Annotated in this window: 17 protein-coding genes; 12 read left to right on the top strand and 5 right to left on the bottom strand. The window is 68.9% G+C overall.

Annotated features, from left to right (window positions below; translation table 11 throughout):
• Nucleotides 1-228 precede the first annotated feature (228 nt).
• On the top strand, nt 229-1299 hold the full coding sequence (locus tag Aple_RS38460) for a cellulose-binding domain-containing protein (RefSeq protein ID WP_246265044.1): 1071 nt from the start codon (nt 229-231) through the stop codon (nt 1297-1299).
• A 597-nt stretch (nt 1300-1896) separates the two neighbouring features.
• The gene (locus tag Aple_RS38455) at nt 1897-3609 is read left to right on the top strand and encodes a VanW family protein (protein ID WP_170321886.1); all 1713 of its coding nucleotides are present in this window, start codon (nt 1897-1899) and stop codon (nt 3607-3609) included.
• Nucleotides 3610-3970: 361 nt separating this feature from the next.
• Here Aple_RS38455 and Aple_RS38450 read toward each other — a convergent pair whose 3' ends face one another.
• Complete coding sequence (locus Aple_RS38450) at nt 3971-5056, bottom strand: PQQ-dependent sugar dehydrogenase (RefSeq protein ID WP_155349685.1); 1086 nt, start codon at nt 5054-5056, stop codon at nt 3971-3973.
• Between the two features lie 65 nt (nt 5057-5121).
• Between Aple_RS38450 and Aple_RS38445 the strand changes: the two genes are divergently transcribed.
• From Aple_RS38445 to ilvC, 5 genes are all read left to right on the top strand, one after another.
• Entirely contained in the window at nt 5122-6027 is a 906-nt protein-coding gene (locus Aple_RS38445; protein WP_155349684.1) for a 2-hydroxyacid dehydrogenase, read from the top strand.
• Nucleotides 6028-6214: 187 nt separating this feature from the next.
• Complete coding sequence (locus Aple_RS38440; protein ID WP_246265043.1) at nt 6215-8857, top strand: putative bifunctional diguanylate cyclase/phosphodiesterase; 2643 nt, start codon at nt 6215-6217, stop codon at nt 8855-8857.
• 213 nt (nt 8858-9070) lie between these two features.
• Complete coding sequence (locus tag Aple_RS38435; RefSeq protein WP_155349683.1) at nt 9071-10822, top strand: acetolactate synthase large subunit; 1752 nt, start codon at nt 9071-9073, stop codon at nt 10820-10822.
• Nucleotides 10822-11346, top strand: coding sequence for an acetolactate synthase small subunit (gene ilvN, locus Aple_RS38430; RefSeq protein ID WP_155349682.1), 525 nt, complete (start codon nt 10822-10824; stop codon nt 11344-11346). The genes Aple_RS38435 and ilvN overlap by 1 nt, the downstream gene beginning before the upstream one ends.
• A gap of 25 nt (nt 11347-11371) precedes the next feature.
• Nucleotides 11372-12370, top strand: coding sequence for an NADP-dependent ketol-acid reductoisomerase (ilvC, locus tag Aple_RS38425; protein WP_507762647.1), 999 nt, complete (start codon nt 11372-11374; stop codon nt 12368-12370).
• A 45-nt stretch (nt 12371-12415) separates the two neighbouring features.
• Here ilvC and Aple_RS38420 read toward each other — a convergent pair whose 3' ends face one another.
• The 4 genes from Aple_RS38420 to Aple_RS38405 all read right to left on the bottom strand — a co-directional run bounded on the left by Aple_RS38420 (nt 12416) and on the right by Aple_RS38405 (nt 16550).
• The gene (locus tag Aple_RS38420; protein ID WP_155349681.1) at nt 12416-12952 is read right to left on the bottom strand and encodes an FHA domain-containing protein; all 537 of its coding nucleotides are present in this window, start codon (nt 12950-12952) and stop codon (nt 12416-12418) included.
• Nucleotides 12953-13146: 194 nt separating this feature from the next.
• Nucleotides 13147-14064, bottom strand: a complete 918-nt coding sequence (locus tag Aple_RS38415; RefSeq protein WP_155349680.1) for a CAP domain-containing protein — start codon at nt 14062-14064, stop codon at nt 13147-13149.
• Nucleotides 14065-14241: 177 nt separating this feature from the next.
• Nucleotides 14242-15573, bottom strand: a complete 1332-nt coding sequence (locus Aple_RS38410; protein WP_155349679.1) for an MFS transporter — start codon at nt 15571-15573, stop codon at nt 14242-14244.
• A gap of 122 nt (nt 15574-15695) precedes the next feature.
• On the bottom strand, nt 15696-16550 hold the full coding sequence (locus Aple_RS38405) for a hypothetical protein (protein ID WP_155349678.1): 855 nt from the start codon (nt 16548-16550) through the stop codon (nt 15696-15698).
• A 280-nt stretch (nt 16551-16830) separates the two neighbouring features.
• On the opposite strand from Aple_RS38405, the gene serA reads away from it, so the two are divergent.
• From serA to Aple_RS38385, 5 genes are all read left to right on the top strand, one after another.
• A complete protein-coding gene (gene serA, locus Aple_RS38400; protein ID WP_155349677.1) occupies nt 16831-18420 on the top strand; it encodes a phosphoglycerate dehydrogenase in 1590 nt (529 codons plus the stop codon).
• Between the two features lie 85 nt (nt 18421-18505).
• Nucleotides 18506-18637 carry a hypothetical protein gene (locus tag Aple_RS55805; RefSeq protein ID WP_281361655.1) on the top strand — a complete coding sequence of 44 codons (132 nt, stop codon included), beginning with the start codon at nt 18506-18508 and terminating at the stop codon, nt 18635-18637.
• Between the two features lie 326 nt (nt 18638-18963).
• The gene (locus tag Aple_RS38395; RefSeq protein WP_373869688.1) at nt 18964-19893 is read left to right on the top strand and encodes an ROK family protein; all 930 of its coding nucleotides are present in this window, start codon (nt 18964-18966) and stop codon (nt 19891-19893) included.
• 45 nt (nt 19894-19938) lie between these two features.
• Entirely contained in the window at nt 19939-20985 is a 1047-nt protein-coding gene (locus tag Aple_RS38390; RefSeq protein ID WP_155349675.1) for a 3-isopropylmalate dehydrogenase, read from the top strand.
• A 116-nt stretch (nt 20986-21101) separates the two neighbouring features.
• Nucleotides 21102-22193 (top strand): branched-chain amino acid aminotransferase, encoded by a 1092-nt coding sequence (locus tag Aple_RS38385; RefSeq protein WP_155349674.1) that lies wholly within the window; start codon nt 21102-21104, stop codon nt 22191-22193.
• Nucleotides 22194-22209 lie beyond the last annotated feature (16 nt).

Raw genomic sequence — 22209 nt, 5'->3', positions numbered from 1 at the left:
GACATAGCCGCGACGGTTCGGCACCGTACCCAATTGTTAGCGTTCACATTCTCCGGGTTTCCCCATCATCGCAGGTAGTCATGGTGGTCCTCGCTCTCTCCGTGACGCCATCTCTCGCCGACCCTTGCGATGTGCGGCCGTGGGACCGACCGCGGCGCCGGCGGTCGTCGTAGACCCGGAGAAGTTCGTGGGACCACGGCGCGGTTCGAGGCGCAACGGAGGAACGGGATGCATCAACGACGATTACACATGGGCCTTGTCGCCGGGGTCTTAGCCGCCTGCCTGGCCGGCGCCGCGATGGGGGCCACGGCTACGGCACACGCTGCCGCGGCCGGCTGTCAGGTCACCTACACCGTCGGCACGCAGTGGGGCGGCGGTTTCGGCGCCAACGTCACGATCAAGAACCTCGGTGATCCACTCGGGAGCTGGACCCTGCGCTGGACCTTCGGCGCGGGCCAGACGATCAGCCAGGCCTGGAATGCCGGCGTGACGCAGAGCGGCAGTGCGGTGACCGCGTCCAACGCGAGCTGGAACGGCTCGCTGGCAACGGGCGCCAGCACCTCGTTCGGATTCAACGGCACGTGGAACAACTCCAGCAATCCCGTGCCGGCGAGCTTCACCCTCAACGGTGTCACCTGCACGGGCAGCGTGACAGCTTCCCCAAGCCCAAGCCCGTCACCGTCACCATCGGCTTCGCCGTCGCCGAGCACTCCGCCGGTGCGGACGGTGCGGGTCTTCTGGCTCAAGCCGTCGAACGTCGCGTACGACCAGCGGTACCCGGACGGCATAGCCAAGGTCGTCCAGGAGGCGCAGCGCTTCTTCAGGCAGCAACTGGGCAAGACGTTCACGCTGAACAACCCGGTCGTCGAGGTCGTCAACGGAGACCAGCTCCAAAGCTGGTACGAGAACACGCCGAACTGCGGCGACAAGTACTGGTGGTCGGTGTGCAACATGCAGGCCGAGCTGCGCCGCAAGTTCGGCCTCGGCGCACCGGACAGCCGTTGGATCAACGTCGGCGAGATCAGCGCCGAAGGTGACGGCGCCGGTGGTGGCGGCGGCAACGGGTGGGTGATCCTCAGCGGCCACGACGCCGACGGCGCCGCGGGTATCAACGGCCCGATGAATCGGTGGTACGGCGGCATGGTCCACGAGCTGGGGCACGCGTTCGGCCTGCCCGACGCCACCTCCACCGACGGAACGTGCATGTCGGCGACCTTCTACAGCTACCCGAACTGCACCTTCAGCCAGGCACAGAAGAACAGCATCCTCAACGGCCGCTACGGCAGCTTCCTCTCCTGATCGGCGACGGGCGGCGTGACCGGTTGTCACGCCGCCCGGGCACAGGAACCAAGGGAGAATCGAACCGCTTATCGCCCGAACATCGAACGCTTCAGCGCCTTCCCGCAGCGCGTCGCCGACGCTCTGCCCTTTGCCGCGGTAGGGGCAGCCGCTCCACTGGCCATCGACAGCTGGGCGTAGTGCGTGACGCGTTCGCGCAAACCGCTCACTTCGTCGAATGCGTACGTCATAGGTGGGGTGTTGGTTGTTTGGGGGACTTGACGGGGTTGATGACAAGTAGAAGGGCTTGATTTTGTGACATATCCAGAAGAGGGTGCTTTAGGGTTAACTGAAGGGTGATTCCCCTGAGCCGGAGGAGAGCGAGGCGTGCGGAACGCCGGAGCGTCCATCGATCCGCCGACGGACCCGGTCGCGGCGGCGGCTCCGCCCGTTCCGCGGCGGCGGCACCCGGTGCGCCCGGCTACGAGCTCCCTTCCGCCCGGTGTTTCCTCCGACATTTTCGGTAGCCGCCCGCTCACGACATCGACCACTCAGGACAGTCAACTCCCCCCGCCCGCGACGGTCGAGCCGTGGCCGATGGCGGGAGCCAAATCCGCCATGGCAGTCCCCCCGGATCTCGCGCCGGAACCAGAGGAACCAGGGTTACGCTGGGGCCGCCTGCTGGCGATCATCCTGCTCATCATGGTGCTGCTGGTCTACCTGGTCCCGGCGGGGGTCATGATGGGGCGGGTCCTGCCGGGCACCACGATCCTCGGCGTGGACATCGGCGGCCTCACTCCGGTCGAGGCCGAAGACCGATTAAGGGCGAGGATGGCCGGCCACATCGCCACCGCCATCGTGATCAAACAAGGCCACCAGCGAGTCAGCCTGAACCCGGAAGACAGCGGCCTCTCCCTGGACATACCCGCGACGATCAGATCGGCCCCCGCGGGTTTCCCCAGCCCGTTCGAGGTATGGCAAGGCCTCACCGGCCAGCGCGAGATCGAACCGGTGACCGCGGTCGACCGCGCCAAACTGCTGAATGTGATCTCCACCAGCGTGGCTTCGGAACTCGAAAAGAAGATGGTCGAAGGCGGGGTCCACTTCGACGGCATCCGCCCGATCGCGATAGAACCCCAGGCCGGGGTCGCCATCGACGTGGAGGATATCGCCGCGGACGTACAGAAGGCGTACCTCAGCCCGGATCTCATGGTCGAAGTGGAACCCAAGCCGGTCCGGCCGACGGTCACCAGGTCGGGGGTCACCGAGGCGGTCTCCTGGGCCAGGCGGGCGGTCTCCACGCCGCTGACGCTGGTGACGAAGGACGCGGTGATCGAGCTCACGCAGGCGGACGTCGCCGCTCATCTGGTCTTCTACGCGGACGGATCCGGCGGTCTGGACGTGCGTTTCGACGCCGCCGCGGCCGTGCGGGGGCTCCCGCTGGTCCCGCCGGAACTGGCTCCCAGGGACGCCACGTTCACCACGTCAGGCGGTCGTCCCGTCCTGGTGAAGGCCAAGGCCGGCCGGGCTGTGGACACCGACGACCTGAGCGCCGCCGTGCTCAAGGAGATCGGCGCCGGCGGCAGCCACCAGGTGACGGTCCCGCTGACGGTGGCGCAACCCGCGCTCGGCGACGACGAGGCGGTCACGCTCGGCATCAAAGAGCAGATCAGCACGCGCACGTCGGAGTTCCCCTGCTGCCAGCCCCGGGTCAGCAACATCCAGACCGTCGCCCGCCTGCTCGACGGCCGCGTCGTCAAACCGGGCGAGACGTTCTCGCTGAACGCGGCGACCGGCCGCCGCGAGGGCGTACTCGGCTACAGCGGCTCGGTCGAGGCAGTCGAGGTGCGCGGCAAGCGCGGCCAGGACGTGGCCGGAATCTCCCAGTTCGCCACCGCCATGTACCAGGCGGTTCTCTACGGCGGCTTCGAAACAGTCGAGGCCACCCCACATGAGAACTTCGTCCCCCAGTACCCACCCGGCCTCGAAGTCGCCATCTCCTATCCAGGCCCCGACCTACGCTGGCGCAACGACTCCCCACACGGCGTCCTGATCCGCGCGACCGCCACCGACACCGCGGTCACGGTCGCCCTCTGGAGCACCGCCCGCGACAACGTCGAAATCAAACAATCCACCCGAACCAAGATCATCCCCCGCCCCGCAACTCAGGGCCCCGCCCAAAACTGCGTCCCCATCGCCGGCGCGGACGGCTTCACCATCAAAACCACCCGCACCAGTACGCCCCTGACCGGCGGCGCCCCCAAAATCGAAAGCACCACCACCACCTACCACCCCCAAACAGCCGTGGCGTGCCCACCAGCGAACGACTAGCCCCATCGGGTATCTACTCGGGGCTCCGCCTCTCCGGCCATCACGGTGGTTTTCCCACCCACCCAGCCCTTTGATTTCCCTCGGGCTCCGCCCGACCCCGCCATCGCCGCCCGGACACCAAGAGCGGCAACCGCCATCCGTGCCGCGGAAGCGACATTCTGCCCGGAAATGACGTCCTCAGGCAGGAGTGCGGTAGACGCTCCAGCAAGCGTGCTGAGAAAGCTCCGATGCGGTCCGCAATCCGCCCAAATCTCACGCTTGTGCGGTGCCATGGAAAAGGGCTGGGGGGATTGCCGGACGTACAAAGCGCGCCAAAGCGGCAGCGGGTGACGGCCGAGGCCACCCGCTACCGCCCGCCGTATCAGTCGGTGGGGACGATCAGGATGCGATCGTCACCTTCGCGGGGTGACCCTCGGCCGTCCAGGTTGCTGGTTGACGCCCAGAGCAACCCATTCGGCGCGGTGGCCACGGCGCGCATGCGGCCGAACTCGTCCACATAACGCGCCACCGGCTTGCCCGCCGTGCCCGCGTCGGTGACCGGCACCTGCCAGAGGCGCTCACCGCGCAGGGCCGCCGCCCAGAGCGACCCTTCCGCATACGCCAGACCCGACGGCGACGCCTCATCGGTGGACCACGTCACGATCGGATTGATGTACCGATTGTCATCGGAGACACCTTCGACCTCCGGCCACCCGTAGTTCCCGCCCGCCTTGATGAGGTTGATCTCGTCATAGGTGTTCTGCCCGAACTCCGTCGCGTACATATTGCGCGCATCATCCCAGGCAATCCCCTGCACATTCCGATGCCCCAAACTCCAGACAAGCGTGCCGAACGGATTCCCCGGCGCGGTCGTCCCGTCCATGGTCATCCGGAGGATCTTGCCCGCGAGAGACCCCTTGTCCTGGGACAGCCCACGCTCACCCACCTCCCCGGTGGAGGCGTAGAGGAAGCCGTCAGGCCCGAACGCCAGCCGCCCCCCGTTGTGGATGCCCCCCTTGGGAATGCCCGTGACGATCGCGACAGGATCGCTGAGCCGCTGGTCATACGAATACCGCACTATCCGGTTATCAGCATCCGCAGTGAAGTAAACGAAAATATTGTGATCTTCCCCGAACGTCGGAGACACCGCGACCCCAAGCAGCCCGCCCTCCCCAGCGGCGGAAACCCCCTCGATCACGCCGACCTCGCTGGACCCGCCCTGCGGAGTCACCCGCAGCAACCGCCCCTTATCCCGCTCGGTCACCAGCGCGTCCCCACCCGGCAGGAACGCGATGGCCCACGGCACCTCAAGCCCCTGCACCAGCGTCTGCGGCACCCCCTTCGGCGCCACCGGAGTCACACTCGCCAACGTCGGCGTCGGAGCGTCCGCACCTCCCGCACCGCCCACCGCCGGCGCGGCCGAACACCCCGAGACCAGCACCGCCGCGCCGATCCAGCCCAGCTTCATGATTCCTCCTCCTGTCCCTCCCCATACTGGCCCTTCCGGCGAAAGGTTCCCTAAGGTTGTCAGCTGTGAAGATCTGGATCGCCCCCCAAGCGGTCGCGGCAATACCGTCCGACCTTCCCGACATCGAATTCTCCGTCTACGACGGCACCACGGAGCCGCCGGGCGTCGAGGACGTCGACGTCTGGGTGCCCACCCTCATACCCGTGCCCGACATCCCCGAACTCCTGTCCCGGATGAAGCGACTGCGGCTGATCCAGACGGTGACGGCGGGCGTCGAGCCGTACCGGCCGTATGTTCCGGACGGCGCGGTGCTGTGCAACGCGCGCGGCGCGCACGACGCGGGCACGGCCGAATGGGCGATCGGCGCGATGATCGCGGTGCTCCGCGACTTCCCCGGATTCACCGCCGACCAGCAGCAGGGCCGCTGGCGTTACCGCCACACCGGCGTGCTCGCCGACTCCACCGTGCTGATCGTCGGGTACGGCTCGATCGGCGAGGCCCTCGAACGACGCCTGGCCGGATTCGAGGTGAACGTGATCCGGGTGGCCAGATCGGCCAGGGACGGCGTGCACCCCGAGTCCGACCTGCCGGAACTGCTGCCGCACGCGGACGTGGTGGTGCTGCTGGTGCCCGCCACCCAGGCCACCACCGGGTTCGTGGACGCCGCGTTCCTGGCCAGGATGAAGGACGGCGCGCTGCTGGTGAACGCCGCGCGCGGTGCGGTGGTCGACACGATGGCGCTGGTCGCCGAGCTGAACTCGGGCCGGCTGCGCGCCGCGGTGGACGTCACAGACCCGGAGCCGCTGCCGCCGGGGCACCCGCTCTGGACCGCCCCCGGGCTGTTCCTCACCCCGCACGTGGCCGGGAGCACCCCGGCCTCCACCCGCAGGGCGATCGACCTGGTCCGCGCCCAGCTGCTGCGTTTCCGCGCGGGGGAGTCCCTGCAGAACGTCATCAGCGGCACGTACTGACTTCGTCTATTGAACACAACGTCAGTGAGATGGTTCCGGAACGTGCCTGCCCCGTGACCTCGGGTCCGTAGGTTCTTAAACGCGCGGATCGCTGTTATCAGATCGGTGACGACTGGGCCGTTGGCACCATGTCAAGCTTCGCCGCCGCGCAAACTGACGATGTGACCGGATGTAAAGGGCGACGAGCGTGAACGGCAGGAGGGACCCGAGGGTCTCGCTGATCGCCGCGGCCGGGCTCGGCGCGGCGGTGATCGCCGCTGCCCTCATCGCGGGTGGCTCCGACACCGCGGTGACCGCCGTGGCGGGCCTGGTGAGCGGCCTGCTCGCCGCCGTCTCCCTGGTGGCGGCCTCGACCAGGAGTACCAGCGTGCACCGGGGCGAGGCGGTCGCCTGGCGCTGGCTCGCCGGCGGCGCGCTGACCTGGCTGTTCGGCATCGGGGTGCGCCCGGTGGCGGCCGGGACCGCGTTCGTGCTCACCTTCGCCGACCTGCTGCTCCTGGTCGGCTCGCTGCTGCTGATGATCGGCTGCTGGCTGACCGCGGTGCCGCCGCCGCAGCGCCGGGGCGTGTTCCGGCAGGCCACCGAGGCCTACCTGGGCGCGGCCTCGATCTTCGCGATCACCTGGGCGCTGCTGCTAGGGCCGATGGCCGAGCGAGCCGAGGACGCGGGTGCCTTCTACTTCACCCTCGCCCTGCCGGTGCTCTGCCTGCTCGCCGCCTGCGCGGTCGCGCCCAAGGTGGCGGTGTCCCGGGCGGCCAACCGGGCGGTCGGCCTGGCCGGGCTGCTGGTGCTGGCCGCGATCACGATGGCCGAGCTGGCCACCGCCGTCACCCGGCTGAACGGTGAGCAGTCGCCGACCCTGGTGGCCGGTCTGGTGGCGCCGGCCGCGTTCCTGCTGCTGGCGGTCGCGCCGTGGATCGAGGAGGGTTCCCGGGGCCGGGTCCCGGCCCGGTTGCGCGCCGCGGCGACGCCGATGCCGGTGGTGGCGGCCACGCCGTACGCGCTGGTGGCCGCCGCGACCGTGGTGGTCGGGGCCGACGTGTTCGCCCGCGGGCCCGCGCTGACCATCGTGGTGGCCTCCGTGCTGGCCGTGCTGCTGGTCCGGCTGATGGTGCTGATGTTGTCGGCGGACGGGCTGCGCAACCAGATGGCCATCAGCGAACGCCAGCTGCACCAGCTGGCCGCCGACACCGGCGACGTGGTGCTGATGTGCGACAACGAGGGCACGGTCCAGGAGATCAGCGCGGGCGTCGAGGAGACCTACGGCTACGATCCGGTCGAGCTGACCGGTAAGTCGATTTTCGACTACCTGCACCCGGAGGACGTGCCCGGCATCCAGGTCCAGCTCCGCCGCATGATCGAGGACGAGAGCCCGCAGCGGTACGGCACCTGCCGGATCGAATGCCGCGTCCGCGCCGCCGACGGCACATGGCGGCCCACCGAGTCGGTGGCCACCCGGCACGTCCGCCACGAGGACCTGGTCCTGGTCACCACCAGGGACGTCAGCGACCAGGTGGCGCTGCGCAACCAGGTCACCCACCTGACCTTCCACGACGGCGTGACCGGCCTGCCGAACCGGGCCTACTTCGAGGAGCGCACCCGCGAGGTGCTGCCCCGGGCCAGCCGCCCTGCCGTGATATTTCTGGACCTGGATGGGTTCACCGGGGTGAACGACTCGGTGGGTCATGCCAGCGGCGACTACCTGCTCGGGCAGGCCGCCCGGCGGTTGCGAGCCGCGGTGCGGGCCGACGACACGCTCGCCCGGTGGGGCGGCGACGAGTTCGCGGTGCTGCTGGAGTCGGGCGGCGACGCGCAGCTCGCGGTGGACCTGGCCGAGCGGCTGGTCCGCGCGGTCTCCGCCGACCCGTTCCGGGTGGCCGACCGGGACATCGCGCTGACCGCCAGCGTGGGCGTGGCGTTCGCCGAGGACGAGACCTCGCCGGGTGATCTGCTGCGCAACGCCGACGTGGCGATGGCGCGGGCCAAGGGGCTCGGCGGGCGGCGGGTGGAGGTGTTCGCGGCGCACATGCACGCGGATGCCGTACGGCGCCTGGAGATCGCCGCCGACCTGCAGCGGGCCCTGCTGGAGAAGCAGTTCGTCATCGAGTACCAGCCGATCGTGGACCTGGCCACCAACCGGGTGACGGCGGTGGAGGCGCTGGTGCGCTGGTGCCGTGGCGGCACGTTCGTCCCGCCGGAGCAGTTCCTGGACGCGGCCGAGGAGACCGGCCTGATCGTGCCGCTGAGCGAGTGGATCCTGACCGAGGCGTGCGGCGAGGTGGCCACCTGGCGGGCCTCCTCGTGGGACATCGGGCTGGCGCTCAACCTGTCCAAGCGGCAGATCACCGCGCCCGGCTTCGTGGAGACCATCTCGGCGGCGCTGGCCGACAGCGGCCTGCCGCCGAGCGCGCTCACCCTCGAGGTGATCGAGGAGATGCTGGTCGAGGACGCCGGCGACACCGTCGAGAAGCTGTCGGAGCTGCGCGAGCTCGGGGTGCGGCTGGCCATCGACGACTTCGGCACCGGCTACGCCTCGCTGGCGTTCCTCCGGCAGCTCCCGGTCGACATGATCAAGATCGACCCGTCGTTCGTCACCGGTCTCGGCCGGGATGAGACGCTGACCCTGCTCACCCGGACCATCGTGCGGCTCGGCCACGACCTCGGCCTGACCGTGGTCGCCGAGGGCATCGAACGCCCCGAGCAGCTGGAACTCCTGCGCGAGATGGGCTGCAGCAGAGGCCAGGGTTACCTGGTCGCACGACCCATGGGTGCCCAGGGCGTGGACTCGCTCATGCGTACCAACCTCACCAGCCTTCAGAACACCGCATAACAGTTTGTCCGTATGATGAGACCGCCGTCCCAGATGATTTGACGTGGCGGCGGTCTTTCGGACAAGGTGGAGCCATGCATCGCAGTGGGATTCTCGTAGTACTTCGCAGGCGCGCAGCCTGACGAGGTCCTGAGTCCTGCGCGCCGCCCCAGCTCCGCCCAGCGGACGGGGCATTTTTTATGCCCAGCCATCACACAAGACCTGCTCAGCCACATGAGGAACGAGCCGATGACCGAACAGATGACAGGTGCCCAGGCCCTAGTGCGGGCGCTGGAGCACGTCGGAGTCGACACGGTGTTCGGGATCCCGGGCGGCGCCATCCTGCCCGCCTATGATCCCCTCTACGACTCGACCAAGGTCCGGCACGTGCTCGTACGGCACGAGCAGGGTGCCGGCCACGCCGCCGAAGGATACGCCCAAGCCACCGGCAAGGTCGGTGTCTGCATGGCGACCAGCGGCCCGGGCGCCACCAACCTGGTCACCCCGATCGCCGACGCGTACATGGACTCGGTGCCGATCGTCGCCATCACCGGCCAGGTGGCGTCGGCGGCGATCGGGACGGACGCCTTCCAGGAGGCGGACATCTCCGGCATCACCATGCCGATCACCAAGCACAACTTCCTGGTGACCAACGCGGCCGACATCCCCAGGACGATCGTGGAGGCCTTCCACATCGCCTCGACCGGACGTCCAGGACCGGTGCTGGTGGACATCTCCAAGGACGCCCTCCAGGCCACGACCACCTTCACCTGGCCGGTCACCATGCAGCTGCCGGGCTACCGCCCGGTCACCCGCCCGCACTCCAAGCAGATCCGCGAGGCGGCCCGGCTGATCGCCGAATCCCACCGCCCGGTGCTGTACGTCGGCGGCGGCGTGCACAAAGCCCGCGCCTCCGCCCAGCTGCTCGAACTCGCCGAGCTGACCGGCATCCCGGTCATCACCACCCTGATGGCCCGGGGCAGCTTCCCCGACAGCCACCCGCAGCACCTGGGCATGCCCGGCATGCACGGCACGGTCGCCGCGGTCGGCTCGCTCCAGCGCAGCGATCTGATCATCGCGCTGGGCGCCCGTTTCGACGACCGGGTCACCGGCCGCCTGGCCACGTTCGCGCCGAACGCGAAGATCGTGCACGCGGACATCGACCCGGCCGAGATCTCCAAGAACCGGCACGCGGACGTGCCCATCGTGGGCGACTGCCGCGAGGTCCTCACCGACCTGATCGCGGCCGTCAAGGCCGACGGGCGCAAGGGCGACTACGCCGACTGGTGGCAGGCGCTCAACGCCCTCAAGCAGACCTACGCGCTCGGCTACGAGGAGTTCGAGGACGGCACGCTGGCCCCGCAGTACGTGATGGAGCGGCTCAGCGCCATCGTGGGGCCGGACGCGTTCTACGTGGCCGGGGTCGGCCAGCACCAGATGTGGGCCGCCCAGTTCATCGGCTACGAGCGGCCGGGCACCTTCATCAACTCCGGCGGCCTGGGCACGATGGGCTTCGCCGTGCCGGCCGCGATGGGCGTCAAGATGGGCAGCCCGGAGACCACGGTCTGGGCCATCGACGGCGACGGCTGCTTCCAGATGACCAACCAGGAGCTCGCCACCTGCGCCCTGGAAGGCGTGCCGATCAAGGTCGCGGTCATCAACAACGGCAACCTCGGCATGGTCCGCCAGTGGCAGACGCTCTTCTACGAGGAGCGTTACTCCAACACCAACCTGCAGGCGACACGCCGGATCCCGGACTTCGTGAAGCTCGCCGAGGCGTATGGTTGCGTCGGTCTGCGCTGCGAGCGGCCCGAGGACGTGGACGCCGTCATCCGCAAGGCGATGGAGATCAACGACGCGCCGGTGGTGGTCGACTTCGTCGTCCACGAGGACGCGATGGTGTGGCCGATGGTCGCGGCCGGAACCAGCAACGACGAGATCAAGTATGCCCGTGACATGGCGCCGAAATGGGAGCACGAGGACTGATGAGCCGCCACACCCTCTCCGTTCTGGTGGAGAACAAGCCCGGCGTGCTGGCCCGGGTGTCCGCGCTGTTCAGCCGCCGCGGCTTCAACATCGACTCGCTGGCCGTCGGGCCCACCGAGCACGACGACATCTCCCGGATGACCATCGTGGTCAACGTGGAGGAACTGCCGCTTGAGCAGGTCACCAAACAGCTCAACAAGCTGGTGAACGTGCTCAAGATCGTTGAACTGGACACCGCCCAGTCCGTGCAGCGCGAGCTCATGCTGATCAAGGTCAGGGCGGACGCGGACTCCCGCAGCCACGTCCTGGAACTGGTCAACCTGTTCCGCGCGCGCTGCGTCGACGTCGCGCCCGACGCGGTCACCATCGAGGTCACCGGCACGGCGGACAAGCTGGAGGCGTTCGTGCGCGTGCTGGAGCCGTTCGGCATCAAGGAACTCGTGCAGTCGGGCATGGTGGCCATCGGCCGCGGCGCCCGCTCCATCACCGACCGCTCGCTCCGGGCGCTCGACCGGACCGCCTAAGAGAACCCTGAAAGGTTTACCCACAGTGACTGAGATCTTCTACGACAACGACGCGGACCTGTCGATCATCCAGGGGCGCCACGTCGCCATCCTCGGGTACGGCAGCCAGGGCCACGCCCACGCGCTCAGCCTGCGCGACTCCGGCGTGGACGTCCGCGTCGGCCTGCCCGAGGGCTCCAAGAGCCGCGAGAAGGCCGAGAACGACGGCCTCCGCGTGCTCACCCCCGGCGAGGCCGTCGAAGAGGCCGACCTCACGATGATCCTCGCGCCGGACCACATCCAGCGCCACCTCTACGCCGAGCACGTCGCCCCCAACCTGGTCCAGGGCGACGCCCTGTTCTTCGGCCACGGCCTCAACATCCGGTACGGCCTGATCGAGGCCCCCGAGGGCGTCGACGTCGGCATGGTGGCCCCCAAGGGCCCCGGCCACCTGGTCCGCCGGCAGTACTCGGCCGGTCGCGGCGTGCCCTGCCTGGTCGCCGTCGAGAAGGACGCCAGCGGCAGCGCCTGGGCGCTCGCCCTGTCGTACGCCAAGGGAATCGGCGGCACCCGCGCCGGCGCCCTCAAGACCACCTTCACCGAGGAGACCGAGACCGACCTGTTCGGCGAGCAGGCCGTGCTCTGCGGCGGCGTCTCCGAGCTGATCAAGGCGGGCTTCGAGACCCTGATCGAGGCGGGCTACCAGCCCGAGGTCGCCTACTTCGAGTGCCTGCACGAGATGAAGCTGATCGTCGACCTGATGTACGAGGGCGGCATCCACAAGATGTACTGGTCGGTCTCCGACACCGCCGAGTACGGCGGCTACAGCCGCGGCAGCCGCCTGATCAACGCGGACACCAAGAAGGAGATGCGCAAGATCCTCGACGAGATCCAGTCCGGCGACTTCGCCCGGGAACTGGTGGCCGAGTTCGACGGCGGCCAGGTCCAGTTCAACAAGTACCGCGAGGAGCTGGCCGAGCACCCGATCGAGAAGACGGGCGCGAAGCTTCGTCCGATGATGAGCTGGCTGCAGAACGAGCAGTAGAGCGGAAACGGCGGCGCTACCCTCACGCGGGTGGCGCCGCTTTTTCTATGCGGGTGCGGACACCAGGAAAGCGCAGTCTCCAAAGGAGATCTCGTCCCCGGTGCGAACCCGTGCCGGACCGACGAGCCGCCAGCCGTTCAGGCGGGTTCCGTTGAGCGAGCCCAGATCCACGAGAAGCCAGTAGTCCTCTTCGCGCCGGAGTTCCGCATGTACGCGAGAGACCGTCAAATCCGACAAGACAAGATCACACGAGGATCCTCGGCCCACCACATAACGGATGCGGCTGTCCGGCGGAAGTGCCAGCCGGGGGAGCCGCGGCCGGCGCCAGGCGTTCTGCAGCCGTGACGTGAAGTCGGACGCGGACGACACGACTTCGGTGATGCGACGACGCCAACGGCCCCGATGCGGCAGATCCGCGATGAGTTCGTCCAGCTCGTCGCGGCTGCGGGCGCGCAGCGCCTGATCCACCCGCCCCACGAACGTCTCCATCGACAGGCGACCTTCGGCCGCCCTGTCGCGAAGCTCGTTGAGCGCACGATCGCGATCTCCGTCGGAGGCGCGTACGGGTTGCTGCGAGCTCATGCCTGGAGTATCCGCTTTCCAGAACTCTGGTGTCCAGATTGTTGTGACATTGCCGCGTCCCCAGCGCGACGTATGGAACAGGACTCTACCGGCCCGCGCTGCCACGCGGGCCGGTAGAAGTGGATATGAACGCCTGACAGAACGCCCTGCCGCTCTTGGTGCCGGATAGCGCCCTGCTCGTTCTGCCGGGTGTTCTACGGCTTACCGAAGTCCTGGGTCCAGTAGGGACCGCCTGCGGCGACATGCCCGACGCCGATCTGGGTGTAGGAGCAATTCAGGATGTTCTCGCGGTGGCCCTGGCTGCCCATCCAGCCCTGGACTACGGACGCGGCCGTCTGCTGGCCCTTGGCGATGTTCTCGCCGATGGCGGAGAAGGTGTAGCCGGTGGCCTTGATCCGGTCCACGAAGGAGCGGCCGTCCTGGGAGTCGTGGGAGAAATAATTCTTCGCGGACATGTCGGCGGAGTGGCTGCGGGCGGCGGTGTGCAGGCGTGCCTCGTGGGTGAGCGGGGCGCAGCCGGCCTTGGCGCGTTCGACGTTGGTCAGCCGCACGACCTCGTTCTCGACCGCGGTGCCGACACCGGACCCGGTCCCGGAGCCGGTCCCGCCGCTCGGGTCCTCCGACGGCGTGGGGGACGGCTTGGGCACGGTGGGGCACTTCACCCGGACCTTCCTGGAGGTCGCGACGTGCCCGGCGGAGTCGGTGGCGGTGGTGTAGAAGACACCGGAGGCGCACTTCACCGTGGCGATGAGGCGCGCGTTGCGGACGATCCGCGAGCCGCTCTTGACGACGCGGTCCGGACCGGCGACGGACTTCTTGATCCGGATGCGCAGGCGGGCCTCCCGCGTGCATCCGGCTCGGGACACGCTCGCGCGCAGGCGTCCGGCGGTCAGGGACGGCTTCCCCGCGGCCACGCGACACCGCGCCGCGGCTGACGACTCAGCCACGGACGCGGCTGATGCCCCCGAGGAGGAGCCGCCCGAGGATCCGGTCGACTTGGCTGCCAGGCCGGCCGAAGCGGCGACGGGGGAGGCGGCCGGGAGGGGGGTCGTGCCGCAGCCGACAGCGAAGATCGCGGTCGCGCAGAGGAGCGCTCGCAGAGGTTTGTTCATGAATCCTTCCAGGTGAAGGGGGTTAGACGCTGGATGGAAATCAGCATTATGGTCCCCCTTCACCCGTGAAGTCCGACAAATCGACCGTTTTGTCGTGCCATCGGAAGATCGGCAGCGCCGTCAGCCCTGATGGATTCGTTCCATTTGCACAAGTGTGATCCTCGTCACACCTGTGGTTCACGTGGCCGCTGGGGCCAGTTTGTCGGCGCTGAGGTCGTACTTGAGGGTCATCAGGACGCCGGAGAGGATGATCAGGGCGGGGATGACGGTCAGGCCGATCAGGACCGCGGTCACCGCGCTGTCGGGCTGCACCACCGGGTTGGCCGGGTCGGATTCCAGGAAGCCGCCGATGGACAGGACGGCGCCGTAGATGGTGGCGCCGAAGGCGGCGACCGCGCTCTCCACCGCCGTCCACAGGCCGGTGAAGACGCCGCCCCTGCGCTTGCCGCTGACCTGGCCGTCGTAGGCGATGACGTCGGCCAGCATGGAGAACTGCAGGAGTTGCAGCCCGGCGTACCCGACGCCGACCACCACGATGCACAGGTGCGCGTAGATCGGGCCGAGCAACGGGCTGGCGATGGCCAGGATCGCGCCGGACATGAACAGCAGGCCGGAGAGGATCATCGCGCCGCGCTTGTCGAGCACCCGGGCCAGCCACACCCACAGCGGCATGGTGATCAGCATCGGGCCGACGAGCGCGGCGAACAGCGTGGTCGTCGCCTTCGGGTCGCCCACCGTGTAGGCCGCGAAGTAGGGCGCGCCCGCCAGCATCACCCCCGCCGCCAGCGTCTGCGCGCTGCACAGCCCGAGCAGCCAGAGGAACGGCTTGGACTCCCGGGCCGCCGCCAGTTGCGCCCGCAGCGAGCCCTCAGAGTCCTGCTGCCCGGTGAACGGCGCGTTCGCGGTCCCGAAGAACGAGCCGATCATGGAAACCAGCAGGATCACCGCGAACACCAGGCCCATCAGGCGGTAGCCCTCGATGGTGTCCCCGGCCAGCATCGGCGCCAGCACCCCGCTCATCGCGATGGCGATCGCGATGAACACCATCCGCCACTGCAGCAGCGCGGTGCGCTCGTGGTAGTCGTGCGTCATCTCGGCCGGCATCGCCTTGTACGGCACCTCGTACAGCGCGTACCCGGTGGCGGCGACCAGGAAGACCAGGCCAACGAAGATGGCCGCGGGCACGCCTTTCAGCGGCGGACCGATGAACATGATCGCGAACGAGACGGGCAGCACGGCGGTTCCGGCCAGCATCCACGGCCGGCGCGGGCCCCAGCGGGAGACCGTGCGGTCCGACCACTGGCCGATCAGCGTGTTCGCGATCAGGTCCCAGGCTTTGGGCAGGAACACCACGACCCCGGCCAGCAGCGGATCCACCGCCAGCACGTTGGTCATGTAGATCAGCAGGAGCAGCCCGGGGATGGCCGCGAAATTGGCCGTGCAGAACGAGCCGACGGCATAGCCGATGCGCACACCGGTGGGGACCCGCCCGGGGGTCGCGGGAATCATGGCGTCATTGAAGCCCACCAAGCGCCCGACGCCTAGGCTGAGATCCCGATTGCCCAGCAAGGTGTTATAGACACACGCAGATCCCGATTTTTCGGCTTAAAGCCGCCTTAATCGAGAGTCAATTACTCGCGCACGTCCGCGCACACCACGTGCGCGCCTAATTCGATCATTCGGCGTTCGGTGTGCGCGTCCGCCACCCGGGCCATCAACACCGGCGCCTCGCTCGCGGCCAGCTGCGGCAGCCGGGACCGCACCCCGCGATGCAGATCACGGACGATGTCCTCGGCGGCCGGGGTGTGCACCTTGACATGCAGCATGATCCCCGCCGAGCCGGACACGGTCCTGGCCTCCGAGATCCACACATGATGGATCACCGCGAAGTCGCGGAGCAGCTCGGCGATGGCCACCCGCAGCGCGGGCAGGATCGGATGATTCGTGCGCTGGTACCCGGGATCGACGACGGTCATCGCCCCCGACAGGTGCTGGCGCGGCTGCGGCACCCAGGACGACGACGAGACCGGCGTGGGGGCGGGCGCGGGCATGGTCCTGACCGGCGGCTTGGCGATCATCGCCATGCTTCCCGTGGCGTACGCGTTGGGCGCGGAGGCCGCCAGCACCGGGGCCGGACCGCTCCGGTTGGACTGGAGATACCGCTGGAGATCCTCGATGGGGACGGCCGCCGCGGCCGGCCCCGCCGCGTCGATGACGATCTCCCGGACCCCGGTCACCCGCTGGATGTCCAGGATCGTGTCCGCGTCACACGCCGACAGCGCGTGGCTGCCGCGATGGCGCGCGTACGTCGCCGGGCCGGTGTAGCCGAGCAGGACGCGTTCCCCGCCCTGCGTCGTGCCGAGCACGACCGAACGATCGGGTCTGACCGCCACCAGGATTCCCCATTCGGCCAGCGCCGCCAGCAGGCGGTGCGGGCTGCCGTGCTGGGCGAGCACTTCGCCGAGAGCGGGGTTCCCGATGCTCATATACAAAACCATAGGTACCGAACCACGGTTTAGCAGGCTAATCGCCAAGAAAGGGTGCGATCAATACCAAGCTGGAGGCTGTGCGGATGGGCACGGTCCAATTTGGGTATGCCGGTCGTTTGCCCCGTACGCGAGGGAGTCTCACGATTCCCCTGCGTAACAGTTGTCTCGTATGGCGGATCCCCCACAGGGCCTTTCACCCGCGCGGATAGACTCGGGGCCGTCCGAGATCCGGCAAGCTCGCGCTGATCGCGCCCGTAAAATCCCGAAGGACAAATCAGTGAACAAGCCAGTCGTCCTGGTCGCAGAGGAGCTGTCCGACGCCGGTCTGGCCGTGCTCGGCGCGGACTTCGAGGTCCGCCACACCGACGGAGCCGACCGGTCCCAGTTCCTCCCCGCACTCGCCGACGTGGACGCTCTGATCGTCCGCAGTGCCACCCAGGTGGACGCCGAGGCCATCGCGAACGCGCCCAAGCTGCGCGTGGTCGCCCGAGCCGGCGTCGGTCTCGACAACGTGGACGTCGAGGCCGCCACCAAGGCCGGCGTCATGGTCGTGAACGCGCCGACCTCCAACATCACCAGCGCCGCCGAGCACACGATCGCGCTGATCCTGGCCTCGGCGCGGAACGTCGCCCAGGCGCACGGCGCGCTCAAGAACGGCGAATGGAAACGTTCCAAATACACCGGCGTGGAGCTGGACGAGAAGGTCGTCGGCATCCTCGGCCTCGGCAAGATCGGCCAGCTGGTCGCGCAGCGCCTGCAGCCGTTCGGGGTGGAGATCATCGCGTACGACCCGTATCTGCAGCCCGCCAGGGCGGCGGCGATGGGGGTGCGCCTGGTCTCGCTGGAGGAGGTGCTCCAGCAGGCCGACTTCATCACCGTGCACCTGCCCAAGTCCAAGGAGACCATCGGTCTCATCGGCGACCGGGAGATGCACCAGGTCAAGCCGAACGTGCGGCTGATCAACGTGGCCCGCGGCGGCATCATCGACGAGAACGCGCTCTACTCCGCGATCAAGGAGGGCCGGGTCGCCGGGGCCGGCATCGACGTGTTCCCGAAGGAGCCGGTCACCGACAGCCCGCTGTTCGAGCTGGACCAGGTCGTCGTCACCCCGCACCTGGGCGCCTCCACCCACGAGGCCCAGGAGAAGGCGGGCACCCAGGTGGCCCGCAGCGTCAAGCTGGCCCTGGCCGGGGAGTTCGTGCCGGACGCGGTGAACGTGCAGGGCGGCGCGGTGGCCGAGGACGTCAAGCCGGGCCTGCCGCTGACCGAGCGGCTCGGCCGGATCTTCACCGCGCTGGCCGGGGAGGTCGCCACCCGCCTGGACGTCGAGGTGCGCGGCGAGATCGCCTCCCAGGACGTGCGGGTGCTGGAGCTGGCCGCGCTCAAGGGCGTTTTCACCGACGTGAGCAGCGACGCGGTGACCTACGTGAACGCGCCGCTGCTGGCCAAGGACCGGGGCGTCGTGGTCGAGCTGGTGACCAGCGCGGACAGCCCGGACTGGCGGAACCTGATCACCGTACGCGGCGTGCTGGCGGACGGGCGGACCGTCTCGGTGTCCGGCACGCTGTCCGGCCCTCGGCAGATCATGAAGCTGGTCGAGGTCAACGGCTTCACCATGGAGATCGAGCCCACCGACCACCTGGCCTTCTTCACCTACACCGACCGGCCGGGGATCGTCGGGATCGTCGGGCGGCTGCTCGGCGAGCACCGGGTCAACATCGCCTCCATGCAGGTGGCCAGGGGCGAGAAGGGCGGCAAGGCGCTGATCGCGCTGACCGTGGACTCGGCCATCCCGGCCGACGTGGTGGACCAGATCGGCGCCGAGATCGGCGCCGACAGCGGGCGCACGGTGGACCTGGAGGACTGACCGCATCTCATATGGCGAGATGCACGGTCGTCCACTGAGATGGCTGCGGTATTCTGGCAGACCTCCGCAAGATAGGAGGTCTGCCATGTATGACATGTACCCCTGGAACAACCGTCCAGGGCACAGTCACCCGATCGACGAGCGCCAGGACGAAGCCGCGGACGCGCTCCAGACGGCTCTTGACCGCCGCGACAACGGCGGCTCTCCGCAGCGCTAGAACCGCTGCCCCGCCGTGATCAACTGCACCCTCGCGTTGTTGGGGGAATATGCCAACCTTGGGATGTGGTGAGCATCGGCGGCGTGACCGCGAACACGACGAGCCTGCTCCGGGTGATGAACGAGCGGGCGGTCTTCGGCGAGATCTTCCGGATGGGGCGGGTCTCGCGGCCTGAGCTCGCCCAGGCCACCGGTCTTTCCAAACCGACGATCTCGGTGGCTCTCGCCGATTTGGAGCGCGCCAAACTGGTCCGCGCGGTGGGTTTGCGCACCGGCAACGCGGGTCGCGCCGCCCTGCTGTACGAGATCCGCCCGCAGGCCGGCTGGGTGCTCGCGATCGACGTCGGGCGCAACTACGTCCGGCTGGCCCTGGCCGACCTGATCGGCGACATCGTGGCCCGCAGGGACGAACAGTCCAGGGCCGAGACCCCGCACGAGCTGCTCGCCCAGCTCACCGAGATCGCGGCCGCGCTGCTGGCCGACGCCGGGCTGGCCGCCGAGGACATCACGCTGTCGGTGTTCGGCACGCCCGGCATCCACGACAAGGAGACCGGCGCGCTGCTGCTGGCCCCCAACCTGCCCGGCTGGGAGCTGCCCGGCGCGGTGGACAGGCTCGCCGACGTGGTCGCCGCGCCGTACGTGCTGGAGAACGACGTGGACCTGGCCGCCGTCGGCGAGGGGGCGTACGGCCTGGGGCAGGGTGTCTCGCATTTCGTCTTCGTCTCCATCGGCACCGGGATCGGCATGGGCGTCGTCATCGACGGCAAGCTCTACCGCGGCTCCCGGGGCGCGGCGGGGGAGATCTCGTACCTGCCGGTGGGGGAGGGCGACCCGCGCGTCAACCCGGGGCGCGGCATGTTCGAGTCGGTGGCCTCCGCCGACGGCGTCGTGGCCCTGGCCCGGCGCCTCGGCCTGGACCCCGCCACCGCCAAGGACGTGTTCGACGCGGCCAGGGCCGGGGATCCGCTGGCGGCGCGGGTGCTGGACGCCGAGATCGACCACATCGCGCACGCGCTGGCCGGGGTGACCGCCGTGCTCGACCCGGAACTGGTCGTGCTCGGCGGCGGCATCGGCGCCCAGGCGGGCGACCTGCTGGCCGGTCGGGTGGCCGAACGCCTGGAGGCGCTGGTGGCGTTACGGCCGCCCCGGATCGAGGTCTCCTCGATCGGCCAGGACGCCGTGCTGCTCGGCGCGCTCGCCGTGGGCCTGGCCGCGGCCAGGGACTATGTGTTCGAGCGCACGGTCACGCCCGGATGATGAGATAGGTTCTCGATCTACGAGATGGACTAGTAGGGTACGCGCATGGATTCGAGCAACATCCGGCTGGCGGTGATCCCCGGCGACGGGATCGGCATCGAGGTCGTGACCGAGGGACTGAAGGTCCTGGAAGCGGCCGGGGTGAAGGTCGAGGCGACGCAGTACGATCTCGGCGCCAAGCGCTATCACGCGACCGGCGAGACGCTGCCCGACCCGGTCCTCGACGAGCTGCGCGGCTTCGACGCGATCCTGCTCGGCGCGGTCGGCGACCCCAGCGTGCCGCCCGGCGTGCTGGAGCGCGACCTGCTGCTGAAGCTGCGGTTCCAGCTCGACCATTACGTCAACCTGCGCCCGGTCAAGCTGTTCCCCGGCGTGGAGACCCCGCTCGGCAAGGTGCTGCCCGGCGACATCGACATGATCGTCGTCCGCGAGGGCACCGAGGGCCCCTACGCGGGCGCGGGCGGCGTGCTCCGCAAGGGCACCCCGCAGGAGATCGCCACCCAGGACTCGGTGAACACCGCGCACGGCGTCGAGCGCGTCGTGCGGTATGCCTTCGCCAAGGCCGCGAGCCGGGAGCGGCAAAAGCTCACCCTGGTCCACAAGACCAACGTGCTCACCTTCGCCGGTGACCTCTGGCAGCGGACGGTCAACCGGGTCGCGGAAGAGTTCCCCCAGGTCGCCACCGACTACTGCCACGTCGACGCGGCCTCGATGTTCTTCGTGTCGCAGCCGCAGCGGTTCGACGTGATCGTCACCGACAACCTGTTCGGCGACATCCTCACCGACATCGGCGCCGCCATCGCGGGCGGCATCGGCCTGGCCGCGAGCGGCAACGTCAACCCGGACCGGACCGCGCCGAGCATGTTCGAGCCGGTGCACGGCTCCGCGCCCGACATCGCGGGCCAGCACAAGGCCGACCCGACGGCCACGATCCTGTCGGTCGCGATGCTGCTGGATCATCTCGGCTTCGCCGAGGCTTCGGCCCGGGTCGAGCAGGCCGTCGCCGACGACCTGGTCGAACGGCAGGGCGCGTGGGTGGCCCGCCGGACCCGCGAGATCGGCGACGACATCGCCGCCCGAGTAGCCGGCTGACGCCGGCCACACACACCTGAGCGCATGGTGGCCCGCAAAGGGCCGCCGTGCGCTTTTTTGTTCCCCGCGAAATGCCCTAAGTTGCCATTAGCAGAGTAGAGAGAAGGAACCTCGCCATGATCACCCAGCTCAGCTTCGACCTGCAGCGCAATCCGAACGCCCGTGGGCGGGACGAGCGCGAGCGGATTCTGGCGAACCCGGGCTTCGGGCAGATCTTCACCGACCACATGGTGTCGATCGACTTCACCGAGGGCCAGGGCTGGCATGACGCCCGCGTCGAGCCGTACGGGCCGCTGGTGCTCGACCCGGCGACCTCGGTGTTCCACTATGCCCAGGAGCTGTTCGAAGGGCTCAAGGCGTATCGGCAGGCGAACGGGGCGATCGTCGCGTTCCGGCCGTTCGCCAACGCGGCCCGGTTCAACCGGTCGGCCGCGCGCATGGCCATGCCGGAGCTGCCCGAGGACACGTTCGTGGAGTCGCTCGAGCTGCTCGTGCAGACCGACCGGGACTGGGTGCCGACCACCGAGGGGCACAGCCTCTACCTGCGCCCGTTCATGGTCGCCACGCAGGTCGGTCTGGGCGTGAACTACCCGTCCAAGACCTACCGGTACATGGCGATCGCCTCACCGGCGGCGTCGTACTTCGCGGGTGGGGTCAAGCCGGTCAAGGTGTGGCTGTCCACCGAATACACCCGGGCCGCGCCCGGCGGGACCGGGTTCGCCAAGTGCGGCGGCAACTACGCGGCGGCGTTCGTGGCGCAGCGGCAGGCCGTCGAGCAGGGCTGCGACCAGGTGGTCTGGCTGGACGCGTACGAGCACAGGTTCGTGGAGGAGATGGGCGGGATGAACCTGTTCTTCGTCTACGGCGACCGCCTGCTCACCCCCGAGCTGACCGGCACCCTGCTGCCGGGCATCACCCGCGACTCGATCCTCACCTTCGCCGCCGAGCTCGGGCTCACCGTGGCGGAGGGCAAGATCTCGATTGAGGAGTGGCAGCGGGGCTGCGCCTCCGGCGAGCTCACCGAGGTCTTCGCCTGCGGCACCGCCGCCGTGGTCACCCCGGTCGGTTCGGTGAAGGGCGCCGACCGCGAGTGGACGGTCGGCGACGGCAACCCGGGCCCGGTCACGCTGAAGATCCGCGAGGAGCTGATGGGCATCCAGTACGGCACCCGCCCCGACAACCACGGCTGGGTCCACAAGATCTGCTGATTTTTTAATGAAGGTA

The sequence above is a fragment of the Acrocarpospora pleiomorpha genome (assembly GCF_009687885.1).
In the GTDB taxonomy this organism is placed as follows: domain Bacteria; phylum Actinomycetota; class Actinomycetes; order Streptosporangiales; family Streptosporangiaceae; genus Acrocarpospora; species Acrocarpospora pleiomorpha.
The sequence above is the reverse complement of the archived record's forward strand: the minus strand, read 5'-3'. Positions and strand labels throughout refer to the sequence as shown.